At 74.3% G+C, this 20,514-nt stretch carries 17 protein-coding genes; all 17 read left to right on the top strand.

All coding sequences use genetic code 11. The annotated features are described in order from the left end of the window. The first annotated feature begins 81 nt into the window (after nucleotides 1-81). Entirely contained in the window at nucleotides 82-909 is an 828-nt protein-coding gene (gene ftsL, locus AC5L35_RS01195) for a cell division protein FtsL (protein ID WP_495057612.1), read from the top strand. Beyond that, on the top strand, nucleotides 909-2,765 hold the full coding sequence (locus AC5L35_RS01190; protein WP_495057611.1) for a peptidoglycan D,D-transpeptidase FtsI family protein: 1,857 nt from the start codon (nucleotides 909-911) through the stop codon (nucleotides 2,763-2,765). Before ftsL ends, AC5L35_RS01190 begins: the two co-directional genes overlap by 1 nt. Before the next feature lie 511 nt (nucleotides 2,766-3,276). Then, the gene (locus AC5L35_RS01185) at nucleotides 3,277-4,827 is read left to right on the top strand and encodes a UDP-N-acetylmuramoyl-L-alanyl-D-glutamate--2,6-diaminopimelate ligase (protein WP_495057610.1); all 1,551 of its coding nucleotides are present in this window, start codon (nucleotides 3,277-3,279) and stop codon (nucleotides 4,825-4,827) included. Between the two features lie 46 nt (nucleotides 4,828-4,873). Continuing rightward, on the top strand, nucleotides 4,874-6,334 hold the full coding sequence (locus AC5L35_RS01180; RefSeq protein ID WP_495057609.1) for a UDP-N-acetylmuramoyl-tripeptide--D-alanyl-D-alanine ligase: 1,461 nt from the start codon (nucleotides 4,874-4,876) through the stop codon (nucleotides 6,332-6,334). Then, nucleotides 6,331-7,401: a phospho-N-acetylmuramoyl-pentapeptide-transferase gene (gene mraY, locus AC5L35_RS01175; RefSeq protein ID WP_169400066.1), complete on the top strand. Its 1,071-nt coding sequence runs from the start codon at nucleotides 6,331-6,333 to the stop codon at nucleotides 7,399-7,401. The genes AC5L35_RS01180 and mraY overlap by 4 nt, the downstream gene beginning before the upstream one ends. Then, nucleotides 7,401-8,783, top strand: a complete 1,383-nt coding sequence (gene murD, locus AC5L35_RS01170) for a UDP-N-acetylmuramoyl-L-alanine--D-glutamate ligase (RefSeq protein ID WP_495057608.1) — start codon at nucleotides 7,401-7,403, stop codon at nucleotides 8,781-8,783. Before mraY ends, murD begins: the two co-directional genes overlap by 1 nt. Continuing rightward, on the top strand, nucleotides 8,780-10,102 hold the full coding sequence (gene ftsW / locus AC5L35_RS01165; protein ID WP_495057607.1) for a putative lipid II flippase FtsW: 1,323 nt from the start codon (nucleotides 8,780-8,782) through the stop codon (nucleotides 10,100-10,102). Before murD ends, ftsW begins: the two co-directional genes overlap by 4 nt. Continuing rightward, a complete protein-coding gene (gene murG, locus AC5L35_RS01160; protein WP_495057606.1) occupies nucleotides 10,099-11,274 on the top strand; it encodes an undecaprenyldiphospho-muramoylpentapeptide beta-N-acetylglucosaminyltransferase in 1,176 nt (391 codons plus the stop codon). The genes ftsW and murG overlap by 4 nt, the downstream gene beginning before the upstream one ends. Beyond that, on the top strand, nucleotides 11,271-12,683 hold the full coding sequence (gene murC, locus AC5L35_RS01155) for a UDP-N-acetylmuramate--L-alanine ligase (RefSeq protein ID WP_495057605.1): 1,413 nt from the start codon (nucleotides 11,271-11,273) through the stop codon (nucleotides 12,681-12,683). The genes murG and murC overlap by 4 nt, the downstream gene beginning before the upstream one ends. A 79-nt stretch (nucleotides 12,684-12,762) precedes the next feature. Continuing rightward, nucleotides 12,763-13,611 (top strand): cell division protein FtsQ/DivIB, encoded by an 849-nt coding sequence (locus tag AC5L35_RS01150; RefSeq protein WP_495057604.1) that lies wholly within the window; start codon nucleotides 12,763-12,765, stop codon nucleotides 13,609-13,611. A gap of 207 nt (nucleotides 13,612-13,818) precedes the next feature. Continuing rightward, nucleotides 13,819-15,240, top strand: coding sequence for a cell division protein FtsZ (gene ftsZ / locus AC5L35_RS01145; protein WP_495057603.1), 1,422 nt, complete (start codon nucleotides 13,819-13,821; stop codon nucleotides 15,238-15,240). Further along, nucleotides 15,237-15,959 carry a peptidoglycan editing factor PgeF gene (gene pgeF, locus AC5L35_RS01140; protein ID WP_495057602.1) on the top strand — a complete coding sequence of 241 codons (723 nt, stop codon included), beginning with the start codon at nucleotides 15,237-15,239 and terminating at the stop codon, nucleotides 15,957-15,959. The genes ftsZ and pgeF overlap by 4 nt, the downstream gene beginning before the upstream one ends. 99 nt (nucleotides 15,960-16,058) lie before the next feature. Next, nucleotides 16,059-16,790, top strand: coding sequence for a YggS family pyridoxal phosphate-dependent enzyme (locus AC5L35_RS01135; protein ID WP_495057601.1), 732 nt, complete (start codon nucleotides 16,059-16,061; stop codon nucleotides 16,788-16,790). 57 nt (nucleotides 16,791-16,847) lie between these two features. After that, complete coding sequence (locus AC5L35_RS01130) at nucleotides 16,848-17,555, top strand: cell division protein SepF (RefSeq protein ID WP_495057600.1); 708 nt, start codon at nucleotides 16,848-16,850, stop codon at nucleotides 17,553-17,555. Nucleotides 17,556-17,559: 4 nt separating this feature from the next. Continuing rightward, the gene (locus tag AC5L35_RS01125; RefSeq protein WP_312859490.1) at nucleotides 17,560-17,853 is read left to right on the top strand and encodes a YggT family protein; all 294 of its coding nucleotides are present in this window, start codon (nucleotides 17,560-17,562) and stop codon (nucleotides 17,851-17,853) included. Between the two features lie 47 nt (nucleotides 17,854-17,900). Continuing rightward, entirely contained in the window at nucleotides 17,901-18,767 is an 867-nt protein-coding gene (gene wag31 / locus AC5L35_RS01120) for a DivIVA-like cell division protein Wag31 (RefSeq protein ID WP_495057599.1), read from the top strand. A 60-nt stretch (nucleotides 18,768-18,827) separates the two neighbouring features. After that, nucleotides 18,828-20,459 (top strand): hypothetical protein, encoded by a 1,632-nt coding sequence (locus AC5L35_RS01115; protein ID WP_495057598.1) that lies wholly within the window; start codon nucleotides 18,828-18,830, stop codon nucleotides 20,457-20,459. Nucleotides 20,460-20,514 lie beyond the last annotated feature (55 nt).

The following is a 20,514-nucleotide window of genomic DNA, read 5'->3' as shown; positions in this document are numbered from 1 at the left end:
AGACGGGGGAGCGAAGAACGTGCTCGCGAACAGATCGTCCGCAACGGGTGAGGCGCAGGCCGGGTTCGGCGGGTGCGAGGGATGAGCGCACCGGTCAGCGAGCGCACGCGCACCGCGGCCCGCAACGCGGCGCGCTCCCGTACGGCGACCATCCCGGCCCAGCGCGGCGATTCCGTCGCCGCGCCGCGTGCCTGGGAGGGGGCGCCGTCCCCGCAGAAGAGCACGCGGTCGACGGACAAGGCGTACGCCCGCCGGGACGACCGGGTGCGGCGCAGCGGCGCCACCCGCCCGGCGCGTACGGCGGCCACGCCGCACCGGGCACAGTTCGTGCTGCTGGTGATGGTGCTGCTCGCCGTCGGGCTGGTGGCGACGCTGTGGTTGTCCACGGCCGCCGCCGCGGGCTCCTACCACCTGCAGGACGCACGTGACCAGGCGCTGGCGCTGAGCCAGCAGAGTGAGCGGCTGCACCGCGAGGTGGCCGACCTCGAGTCGGCGCCCGAGCTGGCCCGGCGCGCCGAGGCCCTCGGCATGGTGCCCGTGCAGGACTCCGCGCGTCTGGTGGTCGCCCCGGACGGCTCCGTCACCGTGGTCGGTCAGCCGAAGGCCGCCACCCCGCCTGCCCGGCCCGTCGTCCCCGCTCCGCCTGCGGCGCCGCCCGTGGCAGAGAGCGTCGCTCCGGTGCCCCCCGGCGCCCCGGTGCCGCCCGATGCCGCGGCTGCCGCACTGCCGCCGGAGGACATGACGCCGCCCGCCGGGCCGCAGCCGCCCGCCGGCTCCCCGGCGAACAGCTCCGCCGACTCCGTCGCCCAGACCACCGGCACCACCGGCGGGACGGGCACCACGGGTGGGACCGGCACCACGGGTGGGACCGGCACCACCGGCACCACGGGCGGGACGGGCACGGACTGATGACCTCTGCCCCGCCCCGGCCCCGGGCCGCACGGGCGGTCCGGAGGATCCCGACGCAGCGTCCCCCGGCGCCACCTCGCCGCCCCACCGGGCCGGCGTCCTACTCACGCAGGCTGAAGGTCGGCCGGATCCTGCTGGTGCTCGCGCTCGGCGTGGCCACCCTCAAGCTCGTCGTGGTCCAGACGGTGCAGGCCGGGGCGCTGAACGCGGCCTCGTCGCGCCAGTACACCACCGACATCGCGCTGCCGGCCGAGCGCGGCGAGATCGTCGACCGCAACGGCCACCCGCTCGCGTTCAGTGTCGCGGCGAGCGCGCTCACCACCAACCCGCGGCTCATCGCGTCCACGAAGAAGGCCGGCACGGCGCAGTACGTGGGAGAGATGGCCACCGCCGTCGCCCAGGCCACCGGCCAGGACCGCAACACCCTGCTGGGGCTGCTCACCAGCGACCGGCCCTACGTCGTGCTGGCCAAGCTCGTCGACCCGGACGTCGCGCAGTCGCTGCAGGACCGCTTCAAGGAGATCGCGATCGCCCGGCGGGAGGTCCGGCAGTACCCGGCGGGCGACACCGCGGCCAACGTGGTGGGCGCCGCCTCCTGGAACGCCGAGGAGGAGAAGCTGACCGGCCGGGTCGGCCTGGAGAGCTCGCAGGACAACGCGCTCGCCGGCTCGGAGGGGCTGCGGATCGTCGACACCGCCGAGGGCAGCGACGCCGTCATCCCGGGCAGCACCCGCTACGAGCGGCCCGCCATCCAGGGCTCGAACGTCCAGCTCACCCTCGACTCGGACCTGCAGTACACGGTCCAGAAGGCCCTCAGCGACTACGTCGCGAAGACGGGCGCGAAGCCGACGTCGTCGGCCGTCGTGCTGGACAGCCGCACCTCGCAGGTCCTGGCGATCGCGAACGGGGAGACGTTCGACCCCAACGACCTCGCCGGCGCCACACCGCAGCAGCTCGCCAACCCCGCGGTGCAGAGCCCGTTCGAGCCGGGCTCGGTCAACAAGATCGTCACGATGTCGGCCGCGCTGGAGTACGGGGTCGCCACGCCCGACGAGGTGCTGACGGTGCCGGGGCAGATCAAGGTCGCCGACCGCACGATCAACGACGCCTGGGTGCACGGCCCCGAGCACTACACGCTCACCGGCGTGCTCGCGAAGTCGTCGAACGTCGGCACGATCATGACCGCCCAGAAGGTGGGCGAGCAGCGGTTCGCCGACATGCTCACCCGGTTCGGGCTGGGCACGCCCACCGGCGTGGGGCTGCCGGGGGAGAGCGGCGGCCAGGTCCCGCCCATCGCCACGTGGTCCGGCTCGACGTTCGGCAACCTGCCCATCGGGCAGGGCCTGTCGATGACCACGCTGCAGATGGCCGGGATGTACCAGGCGGTGGCCAACAACGGGCTGCGGATCCCGCCGCGGATCATCGCGTCCACCACGGGCCCGGACGGCGTCCGTTCCGTTCCACCGGCGCCCCAGGGTGTGCAGGTGGTGTCGCCGCACACGGCGCAGCAGCTCCGGACCATGCTCACCGCCGTCACGCAGAAGGCGCCCGGCGGCCAGAGCGGCACGGGACCGGCGGCCGCGGTGCCCGGCTACCAGGTGGCGGGCAAGACCGGCACGGCCCAGCAGGTGGACCCGCGCTGCGGGTGTTACTCGGCGTCGACGTACTGGATCACCTTCGCGGGGATGCTCCCGGCGCAGGACCCGCGGTACGTCATCGCGATCATGCTCGACGCCCCCAAGGGCGGCACGAGCGCGGCACCGCTGTTCCACGACATCGCCACCTACCTGGCGCAGCGCGAGAAGCTGCCGGTGAGCCCCGAACCGGCGCCGATACAGACGCTCGTCGCGCCCTAGTGCGGCGGCCACAAACGTCCACTGGGTCCTCGCAGGCCCAGGCGGCCCCTCGCGGCGTTGCCGCCCTGGCGAATACCCCGGTATGAGCTGCGGGCGGCGCCTTGCGAGGAACCACCTGGATCCCGCGATCAACCCGGCAACGTTCGTGGCCACCGCACTAGCTGCTCCTGTGCCCGGACCGGCCGAGTGGGGAGCCCGCGGGGTGGGGATCTCCCCGCCCCGGGGCACACCCCCGTCCGGGTCCGCGGCGGGTGGTGGGGTGGGGGCGACGACCGCGGCCGACGCCGTGCCGGTCGCCGCTCGGGGACAGGACAGTCCCGATCGGCGCGGCGCCGAACCCCGTCGGGTCGATCATCGGCCGGATCGACACGGCCACCGGACCTCCGTCGAGACCCCTCCGGAGATGCGTGCGTCCGGTGGTTGTTCCCGTGCGTCCGGTGGTGTATCACCCGGCGTCGTTGCGGTGATGCGCGGGCGGAGTGATCCGGGTGCGCCGGTAGCCTTCCGCGACGTGTCACCTGCCAGTCCTGCCGCAGCCGTCACGGCCGCCGCGTCCCCACGACCGCGGTCCGTGCGGCCGGTTGACCTGCGCGTGATCGCCGCCGCCGTCGATGCCACCACCTCCGTCCCCGCGGGCCGCGCCGCGGCGCCCGCCGCCGTCACCGGGGTGACGCTGCGCGCCTCTCAGGTACAGCCCGGCGACCTGTTCGCTGCGCTGCCCGGCTCCCGCGCCCACGGCGCCGACTTCGCCCGCGACGCGATCACCGCGGGGGCGGTCGCGGTGCTCACCGACCCGGACGGCGCGGCCCGTTCGACGGCCGGCCGGATCCCGGTGCTCGTGCACCCGACGCCGCGCGACGTCCTCGGCGCGGTGGCCGCGCTCGTCTACGGCGATCCGACGGCTCGGCTGTCGGTGCTCGGGGTCACCGGCACGAGCGGTAAGACCACCGTCGCGCACCTCCTGGAGGCCGGGCTGGCCGCCGGGGGCCGCATCACCGGGCTGATCGGCACGGTCGGCACCCACATCGACGGCAGGCGGCTGCCGAGCGCCTTCACCACGCCGGAGGCGCCCGACCTGCAGGCGCTGTTCGGGGTGATGGCCGAGGCAGGCGTCACGGACGTGGCGATGGAGGTGTCGAGCCACGCGCTCGCCCTCGGCCGCGTGTCGGGCACACGGTTCGCGGTGGCCGCGTTCACGAACCTGTCGCAGGACCACCTCGACTTCCACGCGGACATGGACGACTACTTCGAGGCGAAGGCGGCCCTGTTCGACGGCCGGGCCCGCCACGGCGTCGTGTGCGTCGACGACGAGTGGGGGAAGCGGATGGCCGCGCGCGCCCCCGCCGCGGTCACGGTGTCCACCCGTGGGCCGGCGCAGTGGCAGGCGGTGGACGCCGCCACGGGCCCCGACGGCACGCAGAGCTTCACGGCGCTCACCCCGGACGGAGAGTCCGTGCCCGTGCGGCTGCTGCTCCCGGGAGCGTTCAACGTCGCCAACGCGCTGGTCGCGCTGGCCTGCCTGGATGCCGTCGGGGTGCCGGCCGCGGTGGCGGCCGAGCGCTTCGCGCAGCTGACCGTGCCCGGCCGGATGCAGCGGGTCGAGGCGGGCCAGCCCTACCTCGCCGTGGTCGACTACGCCCACAAGCCCGCCGCCGTGGCGGCGCTGCTCGACACGTTGCGCGCGCAGGTGCCCGGCCGCCTGATCGTCGTGCTCGGCTGCGGTGGCGACCGCGACCGCGGCAAGCGCCCTCTGATGGGGGCCGCCGCCACCACTCGCGCGGAGGTGCTCGTCGTCACCGACGACAACCCGCGTACCGAGGACCCCGCGGAGATCCGCGCTGCCATGATGGCGGGTGCCCAGGCCGAGCCCGGCCATGGTGACCTGATGGAGATCGGCGACCGGCGCGCCGCGATCGCCGCCGCGGTGGCCTACGCCCGGCCGGGGGACGCGGTCGTCGTGGCCGGTAAGGGCCACGAGACCGGCCAGGAGATCGACGGCGTCAAGTACCCGTTCGACGATGCCGCCGAGCTGGCGGCGGCGATCGGGGCCGGACGGCAGTGACCCCGCACGACATGATCGGATACCACCCGATGACCGGGACGACAGCATGATCGAGATGCGGCTGGCCGATGTCGCCGCCGTGACCGGAGGGCGGCTGTACCGCGCCACCGGGGAGGAGCGGGTCGTCGCCGTCGAGTTCGACACGCGCGCGATCAGGCCGGGTGGCCTGTTCGTGGCCCTTCCGGGCGAACGCGCCGACGGGCACGACTTCGCCGCCGCCGCGGCTGCGGCCGGTGCCGTGGGAGTGCTCGCGGGGCGCCCCGTCGACGCCCCGGCCGTCGTGGTCCCTCCGGTGCCGCGCGAGGGGGGCACCTACCTCGCCGAGACCGACCCCGACGGGTTCGGCGCCGCCGTGCTGGCCGCGCTCGCCCGCCTGGCCGCGCACGCGGTGCGCGCCCTGCCTGCCACCACCGTGGTCGGGGTCACCGGCAGCTCCGGCAAGACCTCCACGAAGGACCTCCTCGCCGCCGTCCTCGCCCCGCTCGGGCCGACGGTCGCGCCCCCGGGGTCGTTCAACAACGAGCTCGGCCTGCCCTGGACGGCGCTGCGTGCCGACGCCGCCACCCGCCACCTGGTGCTCGAGTACTCGGCCCGCGGCCCCGGCCACATCGCGCGGCTCGCCGCCGCCGTGCCGCCGCGGATCGCGGTGGTCCTCAACGTGGGCAGCGCCCACCTCGGCGAGTTCGGCTCCCGCGCCGCCGTCGCGACTGCCAAGGGCGAGCTGGTGGAGGCCCTGTCCGCGGACACCGGGGTGGCCGTCCTCAACGCCGACGACCCCGCCGTCGCGGCGATGTCGTCACGCACCGGTGCCCGGATCGTCACGTTCGGCCGCGGCCCCGACGCCGTCGTGCGCGCCGAGGGCGTCGAGCTCGACGCCGGTCGCGCCCGCTTCACCCTCGTCACCCCCGCCGGTAGCGCGCCCGTCGCGCTGCGGCTGGTGGGCGAGCACCACGTCGGCAACGCGCTCGCCGCGGCCGCCGTGGCGCACGAGCTCGGAGCCACCGCCGACGGGATCGCCGCTGCTCTGGGCAGCGCGCTCCCGGCGTCCCGGTGGCGGATGGAGGTCGTCGACCGGCCCGACGGCGTCACCGTCGTCAACGACGCCTACAACGCCAACCCGGAGTCGATGCGTGCCGCACTGCAGGCCCTGGTCGCGCTCGGCGGCGGGCAGCGCAGGACGTGGGCGGTGCTCGGGCGGATCGGCGAGCTCGGCGAGGGGAGCGCCGCGGCCCACGCCGAGGTCGCGGCCCTCGCGCGTGAGCTGGGTGTCGACGAGCTCGTCGCGGTGGAGACCACCGACTACCCGGGAGCCCGGCGCACCGACAGCGTCGGCGACGCAGTGACGCTGCTGCGGTCGGAGCTGTCCCCCGGCGACGTGGTGCTGGTCAAGGCATCCCGCGCGGCGGGGCTGGAACGGGTGGCCGCCGGCCTGCTGGAGGTCCCTGACGGTCGCGGTGCCCACGAGGCGGGCGCCGGTCCGCGCGCGACGGGGTCGGTGTCGCGGTGAGAGGCGTCTTCATCGCCGCGGGGGTCGCCCTCGCGGTCTCGATCCTGCTCACGCCCTACCTCATCCGGTTCTTCTCGCGGCAGGGCTTCGGCCAGGAGATTCGCGCCGAGGGCCCGTCGAGCCACCAGGCCAAGCGCGGCACCCCGACGATGGGTGGCGTCGCCATCCTGCTCGCGATCTGGCTCGGCTACTCGGTCTCGCACCTGCTCACCGGCGAGCCGGTGACGTCATCGGCGATGCTCGTGCTGTTCCTGACCACCGCGCTGGGGGTCGTCGGGTTCCTCGACGACTTCATCAAGATCCGCCGCGCCCGCAACCTGGGCCTGAACAAGACGTCCAAGATCGTCGGGCAGGTGCTCACCGCCACGATCTTCGGCATCCTCGCGCTGCGCTTCGCCAACGCCGACGGGCTCACGCCGGGATCGGACAACCTCTCGTTCGTCCGCGACATCACCGTGCTGTCGTTCGGACTGATCGGGTTCGTGGTGCTCGCCAACCTCATCGTCGCGGCCTGGTCCAACGCGGTGAACCTCACCGACGGGCTCGACGGCCTGGCCGCGGGCACCGCCGCGATGGTGCTGGCCACGTACACGATCATCGGGTTCTGGCAGTTCCGCAACAACTGCTCGCTGCTCAGCGCGGCCGGCTGCTACCAGGTGCGCGACCCCCTCGACGTCGCGCTCGTGTCGGCGGCCGCGATGGGCGGCTGCATCGGCTTCCTCTGGTGGAACGCCGCTCCGGCGCGCATCTTCATGGGCGACACGGGGTCGCTCGCGCTCGGCGGGCTCGTCGCCGGCCTGTCGATCGTGACGCGCACCGAACTGCTGCTCGTGGTGATCGGTGGGGTGTTCGTGGTGGAGGCGCTGTCGGTGGCCGTGCAGATCGCGGTGTTCCGCACCACCAGGCGCCGCGTGTTCCGGATGGCGCCGTTCCACCACCACTTCGAGCTCGCCGGTTGGGCGGAGACCACCGTGATCATCCGGTTCTGGTTGCTCGCCGCGATGTGCGCGGCGCTCGGGCTGGGGCTGTTCTACCAGGAGTGGCTCACCGCGTCGGCGGGTCAGTGATGGGCGCCCCGCCCGAGCTCGACGGCGCCGCGGTGCTCGTGGCCGGGGCCGGCGTGTCCGGCCTGGCCGCCGCGGCGGCGCTGGTCGAGCTCGGTGCGCGGGTGACGGTCACCGACGCCGTGCCTTCCCGGCTCACCGACCTGCCCCCCGGGGCGGAGCCCGGCGGGGATCCCGACGCCGTGCCGCCCGGCACCGCGCTCGTCGTCACCTCCCCCGGCCGGCGCCCCGACCACCCGCTGGTGGCCGCGGCGGCAGCGGCCGGGGTGCCGCTGGTGGGCGAGCCCGAGCTGGCGTGGTGGGTCGGACAGGCCCGCGACACCCCGCCGGAATGGCTGGTCGTCACCGGCACCAACGGCAAGACCACCACGGTCGGCATGCTGGCCACGATCCTGCGTGCCGCCGGCCGCGACGCCGTGGCCTGCGGAAACATCGGCTACCCCGTCGTCGACGCGGTGCAGGCGGGGCACCCCGTGCTGGCGGTGGAGCTGTCGAGCTTCCAGCTGCACTGGTCGCCGTCGATCCGGCCCGCCGCAGGCTGCGTCCTCAACGTGGCCGACGACCACCTGGACTGGCACGGCGGGGTGGCCGCCTACGCCGCGGCGAAGGCCAGGGCGCTGCTCGGCCCGATCGCCGTGGCCGGGGCGGACGACCCCGCGGCCGCCGCGCTGCTCGCCGCGTCCCCCGCGCCGCGCCGGGTCGGGGTGACGATCGGCGAGCCGGGCCCCGACCAGCTCGGGGTGGTCGACGGGATGCTGGTCGACCGCGCGTTCGGCGGCGGTGAGCTCGCCGCGGCGGCCGCCGTGCACCCCGGCGGGGCGCCGGGGATCATCGACGCGCTCGCCGCCGCGGCGCTCGCCAGGGCCCACGGTGTCGGGCCCGACGCCGTACGCGGCGGCCTGGACGACTTCCGCCCCGGACCGCACCGCGGCACCGAGGTCGCGGTGGTGGCCGGCGTCCGCTTCGTCGACGACTCCAAGGCCACCAACCCGCACGCCGCGGCGGCGTCGATCACCGGCCAGGCCCCCGCGAAGGTCGTGTGGATCGTCGGCGGGCTCCTCAAGGGCGCCTCCGTCGACGAACTGGTGGCGCGGCACGCCGACCGGCTGCGCGCCGCGGTCGTCATCGGCACCGACCGCACCGAGATCCTCGCGGCTCTCGCGCGACACGCGTCCGACGTCCCCGTCGCAGAGGTGACGTCGGGTGACGATGGCCCCATGGTGATCGCCGTGCGGCGGGCCGCAGCCCTCGCGCGGCCGGGTGACGTGGTTCTGCTCGCCCCGGCCGCGGCGTCGATGGACCAGTTCGCCGACTACGCCGAGCGTGGCCTGGCGTTCGCCGCTGCGGCCTCGGCGCTGGAGCCACGACCGGGGGAGGCGTCATGACCGCCGCCGACGCGGGCCGCACCCGGAAGCCGCGGGCCAGGGCCACGCCGCGTACCGGCGGTGTCCGGGGCACGGTCGGGCGCATGGGTGCCGCGCTCGGGCAGTGGCTGCGCCGCCCCCTCACGTCGCTGCACCTCATCCTCGGCGTGTTCGGGCTGTTGACGCTGTTCGGCCTGGTCATGGTGCTGTCGGCGTCGGCGGTGGAGTCCTACACCGCCGACGGCTCGTCGTACTCGGTCTTCACCCGCCAGCTCATCTTCTGCGTGCCCGGCCTGATCCTGTTCTGGGTGGGGCTGCGGATCCCGCCGCGCACCCTGCGCGCGGTGGCGCCCGGCGCGCTGATGATAGGTGTGGTGGCACTGGTCGCCGTGCTGCTCGTCGGCCAGGAGCGCGGCGGGTCCCGCGGGTGGTTCGTGCTGGGCCCGATCTCCATTCAGCCGTCGGAGGCGGTCAAGGTCGCACTGACGTTGTGGGGTGCCCACGTGCTCGTCGCCCGGCGGGCCGTGATGCACCGCTGGAAGTACGCGCTGTCACCGGTGGTGCCGGTGACGATCGTGCTGCTCACCCTGCTCGTGCTGCAGCCCGACCTGGGCGGCGCGGTCACGCTGGGCATGGTGCTGGTCGCTCTGCTGTTCTTCGCGGGCGCCCCGATGCGGCTGATGCTCGCGCTCACCGGGGGCGCCGTGGCCGGTGCCATCGTGCTGGCGCTGACCGCGAGCTACCGGTTGGATCGCATCAACGCGTTCCTCTCCCCGGGCGGCGACCCGCTCAGCGGTGACTACCAGGCGCGCCAGGCGCTCTACTCGCTCGCCGACGGCGGGCTGTTCGGCGTCGGGCTCGGCCAGGGCCGGGCGAAGTGGAGCTACCTGCCCAACGCCCACAACGACTTCATCTTCGCGATCATCGGCGAGGAACTGGGTTTCATCGGCGCGTTCGCCGTCCTCGCGCTCTTCGCCACCCTGGCCTACACCGGCCTGCGCATCGCCGCCCGCAACACCGACCCGTGGCTCAAACTGGTGGTCGCCACCTCGACGGCCTGGCTGGTGGCGCAGGCGGCCATCAACATCTCCTACGTCGTGGGGCTGCTGCCGGTGACCGGGCTGCAGCTCCCGCTGATCTCGTCCGGAGGCACATCGCTCGTGGTCACCATGTTCGTCTTCGGGATCCTCGCCAACGCCGCGCGCCACGAACCGGAGGCCATCGCGGCGCTCAAACAGCACGGTCAGGGGCGCGTCGCGCGCATGCTGCGGCTGCCGATGCCACAGCCCTACCGCGCGCCGGCCACCCGTCCGCCCGCACAGCGGGGACGGGTCCGATGAGCACCGGTCCGGCCGCCCGGCGGGGGCCCTCCATCGTCGTTGCCGGCGGGGGCACCGCGGGGCACATCGAACCGGCGCTCGCGCTCGCCGACGCCGTGGTCCGGCGGCGGCCGGACGCCCGGATCACCGCGCTCGGCACCGAACGCGGGCTCGACACCGCTCTCATCCCGGCCCGCGGCTACCCGCTGGAGCTGATCCCGCCGGTGCCCATGCCGCGCAAGCCGAGCGGCGACCTGCTGCGCCTGCCCGTGCGCGTGCGCGAGGCCGTCATGCGGGTGCGGGAGGTGCTCGACGCGGTGGAGGCCGACGTCGTGGTGGGCTTCGGAGGCTACGTCGCGCTGCCCGCCTACCTGGGCGCTCGAGGCCGCGTGCCGGTCGTCGTCCACGAGGCGAACGCGCGGGCCGGGCTGGCCAACAAGGTGGGTGCGCGGTTCGCCGAGCTCGTCGCGGTCGCGGTGGGCGGGAGCGGCCTGCCGGGCGAGCAGGTCGTCGGGATGCCGCTGCGCCGGTCGATCACCGGTCTCGACCGGCGAGCCCTGCGGGCCCAGGCCCGGCAGTGGTTCGGCCTTCCCCCGCACGGTCCGGTGCTGCTGGTGTTCGGTGGCTCCCAGGGGGCCCGCACGCTGAACGAGGCGGTCGCCGCCGCGCTGCCCCGCCTCCTGGGTTCCGGGATCGCGGTCCTGCACGCCCACGGCAGGAACGGCACCGCCGCACCGCCTGCCCGTGGCTACGTCGCGATGCCCTACATCGAACGGATGGACCTGGCCTACGCGGCGGCCGACGCGGTGCTCGGCCGGTGCGGCATGACCACCGTCGCCGAGATCACCGCCGTCGGTCTCCCGGCCGTGTACGTCCCGCTCCCGCACGGCAACGGTGAGCAGGCACTCAACGCCGCGCCCGTCGTCGCCGCCGGGGGAGGGCTGCTGGTGGACGACGCCGAGCTCACCGGTGAGCGGGCGGCGGCCGAGCTGGTCCCCCTGCTCACCGATCCCGGACGCCTTGCCGCGATGGGCAGGGCGGCGCGCTCCTCCGGCCACGCCGACGCCGCCGACCGCCTCGCCCACCTCGTGCTGGAGATCGCCGGGCATCCCGGTCCGCCACCGGGTCAGGACCTCTGGCGGGCCGACACCAGGCCCCGGCGCACCGGGCCCGACCCGTGGCTGCAGTCATGAGCGACGCGGACGCTCGCGTCGATCTGGCGGGCCGGGTGCACCTCATCGGGATCGGCGGCGCCGGGATGAGCGGGATCGCCCGGATCCTGCTCGCGCGGGGGGCCACCGTCTCCGGGTCGGACGCCAAGGACTCGCGTGCGGTGCTCGCCCTGCGCGCGCTCGGTGCCCGCGTGGAGATCGGCCACGACCCCGCACACCTGCCCGAGGCGCCGGCCACCGTGGTGGTGTCGAGCGCGATCCGCGCCACCAACCCCGAACTGGCCGCCGCCCGTGAGCGCGGCCTCGACGTGGTGCACCGCGCACGGGCACTGGCCGCGCTGACCGACGGCAGGCGGCTCGCCGCCGTCACGGGCACGGCGGGCAAGACGTCCACCACCTCGATGCTCACCGTCGCGCTGCAGCACTGCGGGCTGGACCCCTCCTTCGCGATCGGCGGTGACCTGGCCGCGTCCGGGTCGGGCGCCCACGAGGGGAGCGGCGACATCTTCGTGGCGGAGGCCGACGAGAGCGACGCGTCGTTCCTCGCCTTCTCCCCGGTGGTCGCGGTGGTCACCAACGTCGAGGCCGACCACCTCGACCACTACGGCAGCGTCGAGGCCTACCTCGCCGCGTTCGAGACGTTCCTCGACCGGATCGTGCCCGGTGGCGCGCTCGTGGCGTGTGCCGACGACCCCGGCTCCGAGTCGCTGGCCCGGGTGGCGGAGGGCCGCGGCATCACCGTGCGGCGCTACGGCCGGGAGCCGGGCGTCGACGCCCGCCTGGTCGACTTCCGGCCCGACGGCACCGGTGCGCGGGTGGTGCTGGGCCACGACGGCGTCGAGCACCTGCTCCGCCTGGCCGTTCCCGGCGAGCACATGGCGCTCAACGCGCTGGCCGCGCTGCTGGCGGGCGTCGAGCTCGGTGCGGACGTCGACGGCCTGCTGGCCGGGCTCGCCGCGTTCGACGGGGTGCGCCGCCGGTTCGAGTTCCGCGGCCGCGCCGCCGGCGTGGCCGTCTACGACGACTACGCCCACCACCCCACCAAGGTGGCGGCGCAGCTGCGCGCGGCCCGGGACGTGGTGGGCGACCGGGGCCGGGTGGTGGTCGGTTTCCAGCCGCACCTCTACTCGCGCACCCGCGAGTTCGCCGGTGCGTTCGGCGCGGCGCTCGGGCTCGCCGACGAGGTGGTCGTCCTCGAGATCTACGGCGCCCGCGAGGACCCCGAGCCCGGGGTGAGTGGCGCGCTCGTGGCCGATGCGGTCACGCTCCCGCCCGACCGCGTGCACTACGTGCCGCGCTGGTCCGACGTCCCGGCCGTGATCGCCGGTGTCGCCCGGCCCGGCGACCTCGTGATCACGATGGGCGCGGGTGACGTCACCGTGCTGGCCCCGGAGATCCTGCTCGAGCTGGAGCGACGGGAGCAGGCATGACCGGGCAGCGGGCCGGCCGCCGCCGGCGAGGGGCAGTCGCCCCACCGGCCGGCCCGACGTACTCCGGCGAGGAGGGCTTGTGAGCAGCTCGACGACCCCCCGTCCCGTGTCCCGCCCGGCACCCCCGCGCTCGATGGAGGGCCGGCCCACCCGCCGTCCCCCCGGCCGCCGGCCCCGTCCGTCGGTCCGGCCGGTCCCGGCGTCGCGCTACCGGCGCCGCAGGCTCGCCGCCCTGCTGGTCGCGTTGCTGCTGCTCGTCGGCCTGGGCCTGACCGGTCGCGTGCTCCTCTACGACGTGGGGCTGGCCGACGTCGAGAACGTCCAGGTCACCGTGGCCAACAGGGGCGGTTCCCCGGACACCGCCGACGACACCGTCGTCCCGGTCGACGACGTGGTGACCGCCGCGGGGGTCACGGTGGGAGCTCCACTGGCCGCCGTGGACACCGCCGGGGTCGCCAACCGGGTGGCGCAGCTGCCTGGCGTGGAGTCGGTCCGCGTCACGAGGAACTGGCTGCACACGGTCACCATCGACATCACCGAACGGGTGGCGGTGGCCACGGTGCAGACCGCGCAGGGCCTCGCGCTCGTCGACCGGTCCGGTGCGGTGTACCCCGGTGCGGCCGCGCCGGGGCTGCCCCGGTTCACGTTCGGCGCCGTCGGCCCCGCCGACCCGTCCACCCAGGCGGCGGTGGCCGTCCTCGCCGCGGTGCCCGACTCCGTGCGGCCGGAGGTCCTGACGGTGGACGCCACGGACACGGCGCCGGACGCGCCGGGTCAGGTGACCCTCGGTCTGACCGGTGGACGGCAGATCCGCTGGGGGTCGCCCGACCGATCCGCCGACAAGGCGGCCGTGATCGTGGCGCTTCTCACCCAGCCCGGCCACGTCTTCGACGTGACGAGTCCGGACCTGCCTACGATCAGGCGGTGAGCACGTGCCCTCCATGCACTCGCCCGGGTTGCGTCGCCACCCTGCGTGACGCAGGCACCAGGGGAGTGGGTGACTTCATGGCCGACCCGGTCGGGGGGTTGCCTCTGCGCGGCGCGCCTGCTGGACCGGGACCATGAGGCGACCTAGCGTTCGAACACGAAGGCCCGGACCCCTGGGTCCGCCCGAAGCTGGACTGGAAGGTGCGCCATGACGCCCCCGCACAACTACCTGGCCGTGATCAAGGTCGTCGGCATCGGTGGCGGCGGCGTGAACGCCGTCAACCGAATGATCGAGGTCGGTCTCAAGGGCGTCGAGTTCATCGCTGTGAACACCGACGCGCAGGCGCTTCTGATGTCCGACGCCGACGTCAAGCTCGACATCGGCCGGGAGCTGACGCGCGGGCTGGGTGCCGGGGCCAACCCCGAGGTCGGGCGCAAGGCCGCGGAGGATCACCGCGAGGAGATCGAGGAGGTCCTCAAGGGGGCCGACATGGTCTTCGTCACCGCGGGCGAGGGCGGCGGCACGGGCACCGGCGGCGCACCGGTGATCGCGTCGATCGCCCGCAAGCTCGGCGCGCTGACGATAGGTGTCGTCACCCGCCCGTTCACCTTCGAGGGCCGCCGCCGCGCGGGGCAGGCGGAGGACGGGATCCAGGGGCTGCGCAACGAGTGCGACACGCTGATCGTCATCCCGAACGACCGGCTCCTGCAGCTCGGTGACGTGGGCGTCTCGCTGATGGACGCCTTCCGTTCCGCCGACGAGGTGCTGCTCTCCGGTGTCCAGGGCATCACCAACCTGATCACCACACCCGGCCTGATCAATCTGGACTTCGCCGACGTCAAGAGCGTCATGTCCGGTGCGGGCAGCGCGTTGATGGGCATCGGGTCCTCGCGCGGCGAGGGCCGGGCGGTGCAGGCGGCGGGCAAGGCGATCAACTCTCCGCTGCTCGAGGCGTCGATGGACGGCGCACAGGGCGTGCTGCTCTCGATCGCCGGCGGCTCCGACCTCGGCCTGTTCGAGATCAACGAGGCCGCGTCGCTCGTGCAGGAGGCGGCGCACCCCGAGGCCAACATCATCTTCGGCACGGTGATCGACGACTCCCTCGGCGACGAGGTGCGGGTCACGGTCATCGCCGCCGGGTTCGAGGCGGGCGGCCCCACGCACAAGAAGATGGAACCCACCGCGTTCCGCTCGCCCGACCGGCCGTCCCCCACATCGGGCACCGGCGGCGCCCCGTCCTACCCCGCGGACCGGCCCGCTTCGAACCAGCCCGCCGCGAGCGGCAACGGTGCTCAGCACCAGCAGGGCGGCCCGGGCAACGGCTACGCCACGGGGCAGGGCAACGGTCTCCCCCACGGCGCCCGGCCGCCTGCCGGCAACCCGGCCCCGGCGCACCAGTCCGGCACGCTGCCGCCGCCGGCTCCCTCGCCCGGCCCGTACGCGCCGCCCGCGCCGCGCCAGCCGGACTCCCCGCGCCGGGACCACGGCTTCGAGCCCGGCGTCCCGCCCACGGCGGACGGCTCGCGCCCGCCCGCGGCGCCGGACCGCCCGAACCCCGGGTTCACGCGACCGGTCGAGGCCGATGACTTCGACGACGACGTGGACGTGCCGCCGTTCATGAAGCGTTGACCCGAGCAGGGGCCCGCGTCCGGCGGGTGGTCACCACCCGGGCCGGTGGGCGTTCGACCGGCGGCTTCGGCACGTTCAACCTGTCCGCCGGCGTGGGCGACGACCCGGCCGCCGTCGCGGCCAACCGGCGCCGCCTGTCGTCGGAGCTGGGCGTTTCCGTCGTGTTCCTCGAGCAGGTGCATGGCACCCGGGTCGCCACCGTGGACTCGGTGCCCGAGGCAGGAGCGCCCGACATCCCGGCAACCGACGCGGCCGTGACGGCCCTGCCCGGCGTCGGGCTCGCGGTGCTGGCGGCCGACTGCGTGCCGCTGCTGCTCGCCGACCCGGTGGCCGGCGTCGTCGGCGCCGCCCACGCCGGGCGGGTCGGGGCGGCAGCCGGCGTGCTGCCTGCCACCGTGGCCGCCATGGTGGCCCTCGGCGCGCGGGTGGAGGCGCTGGAGGTGCTGCTCGGCCCCGCGGTGTGCGGGGCCTGCTACGAGGTCCCCGCGGCGATGCGGGCCGAGGTGGACGCCCGCCTGCCCGGCAGCGCGGTGCGCACCCGCCGCGGCACCCCGGGACTGGATCTGCGTGCCGGTCTCTACCACCAGCTCACCGCCCTCGGGGTGGCGCGGGTCGGCGGCGACCCGAGGTGCACGCTCGAGGAGCGCGACCTCTACAGCCACCGCGGGAGCGCCCCGACCGGCCGCCAGGCGGCGGTCATCTGGCTCGACCCACGCTGAGCGGCCGCCCGCTCGGTCTCCGGGTTTCCTGGACGATGACATGGTGATCTTCGGTGTGGTAGACAACCGGGCCTGATCCGGCTGCGGACGGGGTGTGCTGTGGATGGGCAGAGACGCGAGGAGCTGACCCGTCGGCTGCAGGCCGTGCGGGAACGCATCGACGCCGCCTGTGTCGCCGCCGGGCGCGCACCCGGTGACGTGGGTCTGGTGGCCGTCACCAAGACCGTGCCGGCCACGGATGTCGCCGTGCTCCTGGATCTCGGTCTCACCGTCTTCGGGGAGAACCGTGTGCAGGAGGCCGGGGCGAAGGTCGCGGAGGTCGTCGAACTCCGTCCCGACGCGGCGCCCCGCTGGCACTTCATCGGCGGGCTGCAACGGAACAAGGCCAAGGCCGTCGCGCGCTGGGCCGACCAGGTGGACTCGGTGGACTCGGTGCGGCTGGCCGACGCTCTCGACACGGCCGTGCGGCGCGAGCAGGACACCGGTGGGCGCGCCGGCCCGCTGCCCGTTCTCCTCCAGTACAGCGTCGACGGCGACCCGGAGCGCGGTGGCGTGCCCCGCGACGGTCTCGGGCCGCTCGCCGAACGTGTCGCAGCCTGCGCCGGGCTGCAGCTCACCGGCCTGATGGCGGTGGCGCCGCTGGGTGCCGATCCCGACGCCGCCTTCGCCGACGTCGCCGAGGCAGCAGCCTGGCTCCGTGCCCGATTTCCGCAGGCCAGCACCTTATCGACCGGAATGAGTGGTGACCTGGAGGAGGCGATCAGGCATGGATCGGACGTGGTGCGTGTCGGAACAGCCCTTGTGGGGGAACGCCGGATAACCTCCGGGTGATCGTCGCGCCGTGCTGTCTGCGGCCGACCGTCGGGGGCGTCGATGATGGGAGCGCGAATGGGCGCGATGTACCGGCTCAAGGCCTATTTCGGCATGGTGCCCGCCGAGGAGATGGGCGAGTACGCCGACGAGCCGGTTCACGACCGGTACGACGACCGCTACGCCGAGGGTCGCCGTACCGACCGCACCTCCCGCGAGTACGGCGACGAACGGTGGGACGACCGCTCCTACGACGACGACTCCCGCCGCGCCCGCTACGAGGAGGACTGGGACCGACGCCCGTCCCGCCCGGTGGCGGCGGTCGACCGGACCGTGCCGCGGGGTACCGCGGGGCCGTCCGTCGGTGCGCCGGGCATGGGTCCGGCCGTGGTCCGGGGTGCGCTCGCGATCGACCCCGAGGCCGTTCGCGAGCCGGTCCGGGCGGTTCCCCCCGCGCCGGCCGCGGTGCCGGAGCAGCGCGACCACGCCACCCGCGGGGCCGCCGCCCTCGCCAGGATCACCACGCTGCAGCCCCGGAGCTACAAGGAGGCGCGCACGATCGGCGAACGCTACCGCGACGGCGTGCCGGTGATCATGAACCTCACCGAGCTCGAGACCGACGACGCCAAGCGCCTCGTCGACTTCGCCGCAGGGCTGGCGTTCGCCCTGCGCGGCTCGATCGACAAGGTGACGAACCGAGTCTTCCTTCTCACACCGGCCGATGTCGAGGTGTCCGCGGACGACGCGCGCAGGCTCGCAGAACGAGGCATCTTCCGCCAGGATTGAGGGCGTGCCCCTCGCCATCCAGTTCGTCGTGTACTACGTGCTGTTCTTCTTCTGGCTGCTGCTCATCGGGCGCATCGTGGCGGAGCTCGTGAGGAGCTTCGCCCGCCAGTGGGTGCCGGCGGGTCCCAGCGCCGTGGCTCTCGAGCTCATCTTCACGGCCACCGATCCACCGGTGAAGTTGTTGCGCAGAGTGATCCCCGTCGTGCGGATTGGCGGCGTGGGGCTAGACCTGTCGATTATGGTTCTGTTGCTGGTCGTGTTCATACTGATGAACGTTGCCCAGCCGACGCCGTTGTGAGCCCCAGTCACACGGTGCCGCCGCCGAGGACTGCATGAGGTGATCCGATGCCGCTGACGCCCGCCGACGTCCACAACGTCGCGTTCAGCAAACCCCCCATTGGCAAGAGGGGGTACAACGAGGACGAGGTCGACGCGTTCCTCGACCTGGTCGAGGCCGAGCTGGCTCGCCTGATCGAGGAGAACGAGGACCTGCGCGAGCAGGTCTCCCAGCTCGAACAGCGCCTCGGGAACGCACAGGCCGACTTGGAGGACGCGCGTTCGCGTCCGCCTGCTCAGATGGGGGCGCCTGTTTCGCCCCCCACGCAGCAGATCCAGCGGCAGGTAGAGCCCCCGTCGATGCGGCAGATGGAGCCACCGCGCTCCATGGGCGGCCCGCAGTCGCTGATGGACGGGGAGGGCGGCGACCACCACGTCCAGGTGGCCAAGGTCCTGAGCATGGCCCAGGAGATGGCAGAGCGGCTCACCGCCGAGGCCAAGTCGGAGGCCGACGCGATGCTCACCGACGCCCGCACCAAGTCCGAACAGCTGCTGTCGGATGCGCGCACCAAGTCCGACGGCCTCGTCAACGACGCCCGCTCGCGGGCCGAGACGATGCTGAACGACGCCCGTACCAGGGCGGAGACGCTGGAGCGCCAGTCGCGCGACAAGGCGGCCACGCTCGTCGGTGACGCCGAGCGCAAGCAGGCGGAGATCATCGGCACGATCACGCGCGACAAGTCGGTCCTCGAGAAGAAGATCGACGAGCTGCGCACGTTCGAGCGTGAGTACCGCACCCGCCTCAAGACCTACCTGGAGTCCCAGCTCAGGGACCTCGGTGAGCGCGGTTCGGCGGCTCCGTCCGACAGTCGGTCCAGCTCCAACGGCGGGTACGCCTCCACCGGCTACGGCCAGCGTGCCGACGCCGGTAGCTGACCGAGACCTACACGGGCGGTGTGGCGGACTCCCGCCGCACCGCCGCACACGGAGAGAATCGTGCTGCTCCTGGTCCTGATCCTGGTCCTGATCGCCTTCGGCCTGCTGGTGGTGGCGCTGCTGTCGGGCAGCGTCCTGTGGGCCTGGGTATCCGTAGGGATCAGCGTCGCTGCGGCGGCCGTCCTGCTGGTCGACTGGATGCAGCGACGCAACGCGGTGAAGGCCGGTGCCGCTGCGGCGGCCACGGGCAACGGCGCCTCGGCCGCGGGCACGCTGGACATCGACCCGGTCACCGAGGTCCTGCCGGTCATTCCCCAGCCCGGGTCCACCGGGCCGGCGGGGGTCAACGGCGCCCCTCAGAACGCCGCTGATCACCGGTTCGACGAGTTGTTGGACGGCACGCAGACCGTGGTGATGCCCGCGGTGACACCGTCCGGCTCTACCGATCGACCGTCCGGCGCTACTGCTGGAATCAGCCCATCGGGCAGTGATTTGTCACGCAGCGTAACCAAAAGCGGTGCGGATCGCCCCGCTTCGGTTCCGCCGGAGAGCGACGCCGAGGGGTCCCCGCCCTCTGCCGCGCAGGCCGCCACGGCGCCGGCGAGCGAGGCCCCCGCCGCAGCCAAGGCCGACTCCGGCAAGGCGGGCGGGGAGAAGAGCGCCCCTGCCGCTGATGCCTCCGCCGCGTCCACCCCGAAGGGCGCCCCCGCCGCGGGCTCGTCCCCCGTCGAGACCACTGTGGTCATGAGCGCGCGGAAGCCCGCCACCCCCGCGGGCTCGGCTCCGGACGCCGGCCCTTCCGACCGCGAGGCAACCGCGGGTTCCGGAACCGCGGCGGCCGACAGCAAGACGGCCGACAGCACCACGGCCGGCAACTCGGCGGTCGGCGGCGCAGCGGCAAGCAGCACGGCCACGAGCGGCACCACCGCCGGCGGCACGGCAGCTGGTGGCACGCCCGCTGCCGACAGGGCCACGAGTGGCACCACCCCCGCCGGCGCGGCCGGCGGCACTGCATCGAGCGCGACCGCAGGCGCCGGCTCGACCCCCGGTGGCACGACAGCCGGCGGCCCAGCCACGAGCGGCCCGACCACGGACGGCTCCACGGCCGACGGCTCGGCAGCGAGCGGCCCGGCAACAACGGCACTGAGCAGCACGGCAACCGGCGGCCCGACCGCGAGCGGCTCGTCGGTGGGTGGCTCGGTAACGAGCAGCACCGCAACCGGCAGCACGGCCGCGGGCGGCGCGCCTGCCGGAGGCGGTTCGTCGCCGACGGAGCAGGCCCACAGCCCGGCCGCCTCGGCCGGCGCCGGGGCGTCCGCCGGGGAGGTCGCAGGCGACGGCACGCCGGCAGCGGTTGTCGCCGGTGGTTCGTCCGGTAGTTCGTCCGAGAGCACTGACGCCGCCGACACCTCCGCTGCGGCTGACGCCGAGCAGCCGCAGGCGGACATCGACGCCGAGCCTCCGGAGGAGCCGCCGGACACCGCCGTCTTCAAGCTGGTCGCCGCGCTCGCCGACGAGGTGCTGGTGATCGACGAGCAGCCGCGTTACCACGTCAAGAGCTGCCGGGCGCTGGTCGGCAAGCCGCCGATCCCGCTGGCGGTGCGCGAGGCCATCGAGCTCGGGTTCTCGCCGTGCGGCTGGTGCGCGCCCGACCGCACGCTCGCGAGCAGGCACGGCGCCTCCACCAGGTAGCGCCGCCGCGCGGTAGGCGGGCCCGCGGGAATATCGGTTCGCGCCGTGGCGCTAC

The sequence above is a fragment of the Pseudonocardia sp. OZ21 genome (genome assembly GCF_059359135.1).
This window is presented reverse-complemented; position numbering and strand designations above follow the sequence as displayed.

Coding starts and splice junctions, on each gene's coding strand:
- AC5L35_RS01190 (WP_495057611.1), top strand. CDS start 909: ATGACCTCTGCCCCGCCCCGGCCCCGGGCCGCACGGGCGGTCCGGAGG.
- ftsL (WP_495057612.1), top strand. CDS start 82: ATGAGCGCACCGGTCAGCGAGCGCACGCGCACCGCGGCCCGCAACGCG.
- murG (WP_495057606.1), top strand. CDS start 10,099: ATGAGCACCGGTCCGGCCGCCCGGCGGGGGCCCTCCATCGTCGTTGCC.
- AC5L35_RS01130 (WP_495057600.1), top strand. CDS start 16,848: ATGGGCGCGATGTACCGGCTCAAGGCCTATTTCGGCATGGTGCCCGCC.
- murC (WP_495057605.1), top strand. CDS start 11,271: ATGAGCGACGCGGACGCTCGCGTCGATCTGGCGGGCCGGGTGCACCTC.
- AC5L35_RS01180 (WP_495057609.1), top strand. CDS start 4,874: ATGATCGAGATGCGGCTGGCCGATGTCGCCGCCGTGACCGGAGGGCGG.
- murD (WP_495057608.1), top strand. CDS start 7,401: ATGGGCGCCCCGCCCGAGCTCGACGGCGCCGCGGTGCTCGTGGCCGGG.
- ftsW (WP_495057607.1), top strand. CDS start 8,780: ATGACCGCCGCCGACGCGGGCCGCACCCGGAAGCCGCGGGCCAGGGCC.
- ftsZ (WP_495057603.1), top strand. CDS start 13,819: ATGACGCCCCCGCACAACTACCTGGCCGTGATCAAGGTCGTCGGCATC.
- wag31 (WP_495057599.1), top strand. CDS start 17,901: ATGCCGCTGACGCCCGCCGACGTCCACAACGTCGCGTTCAGCAAACCC.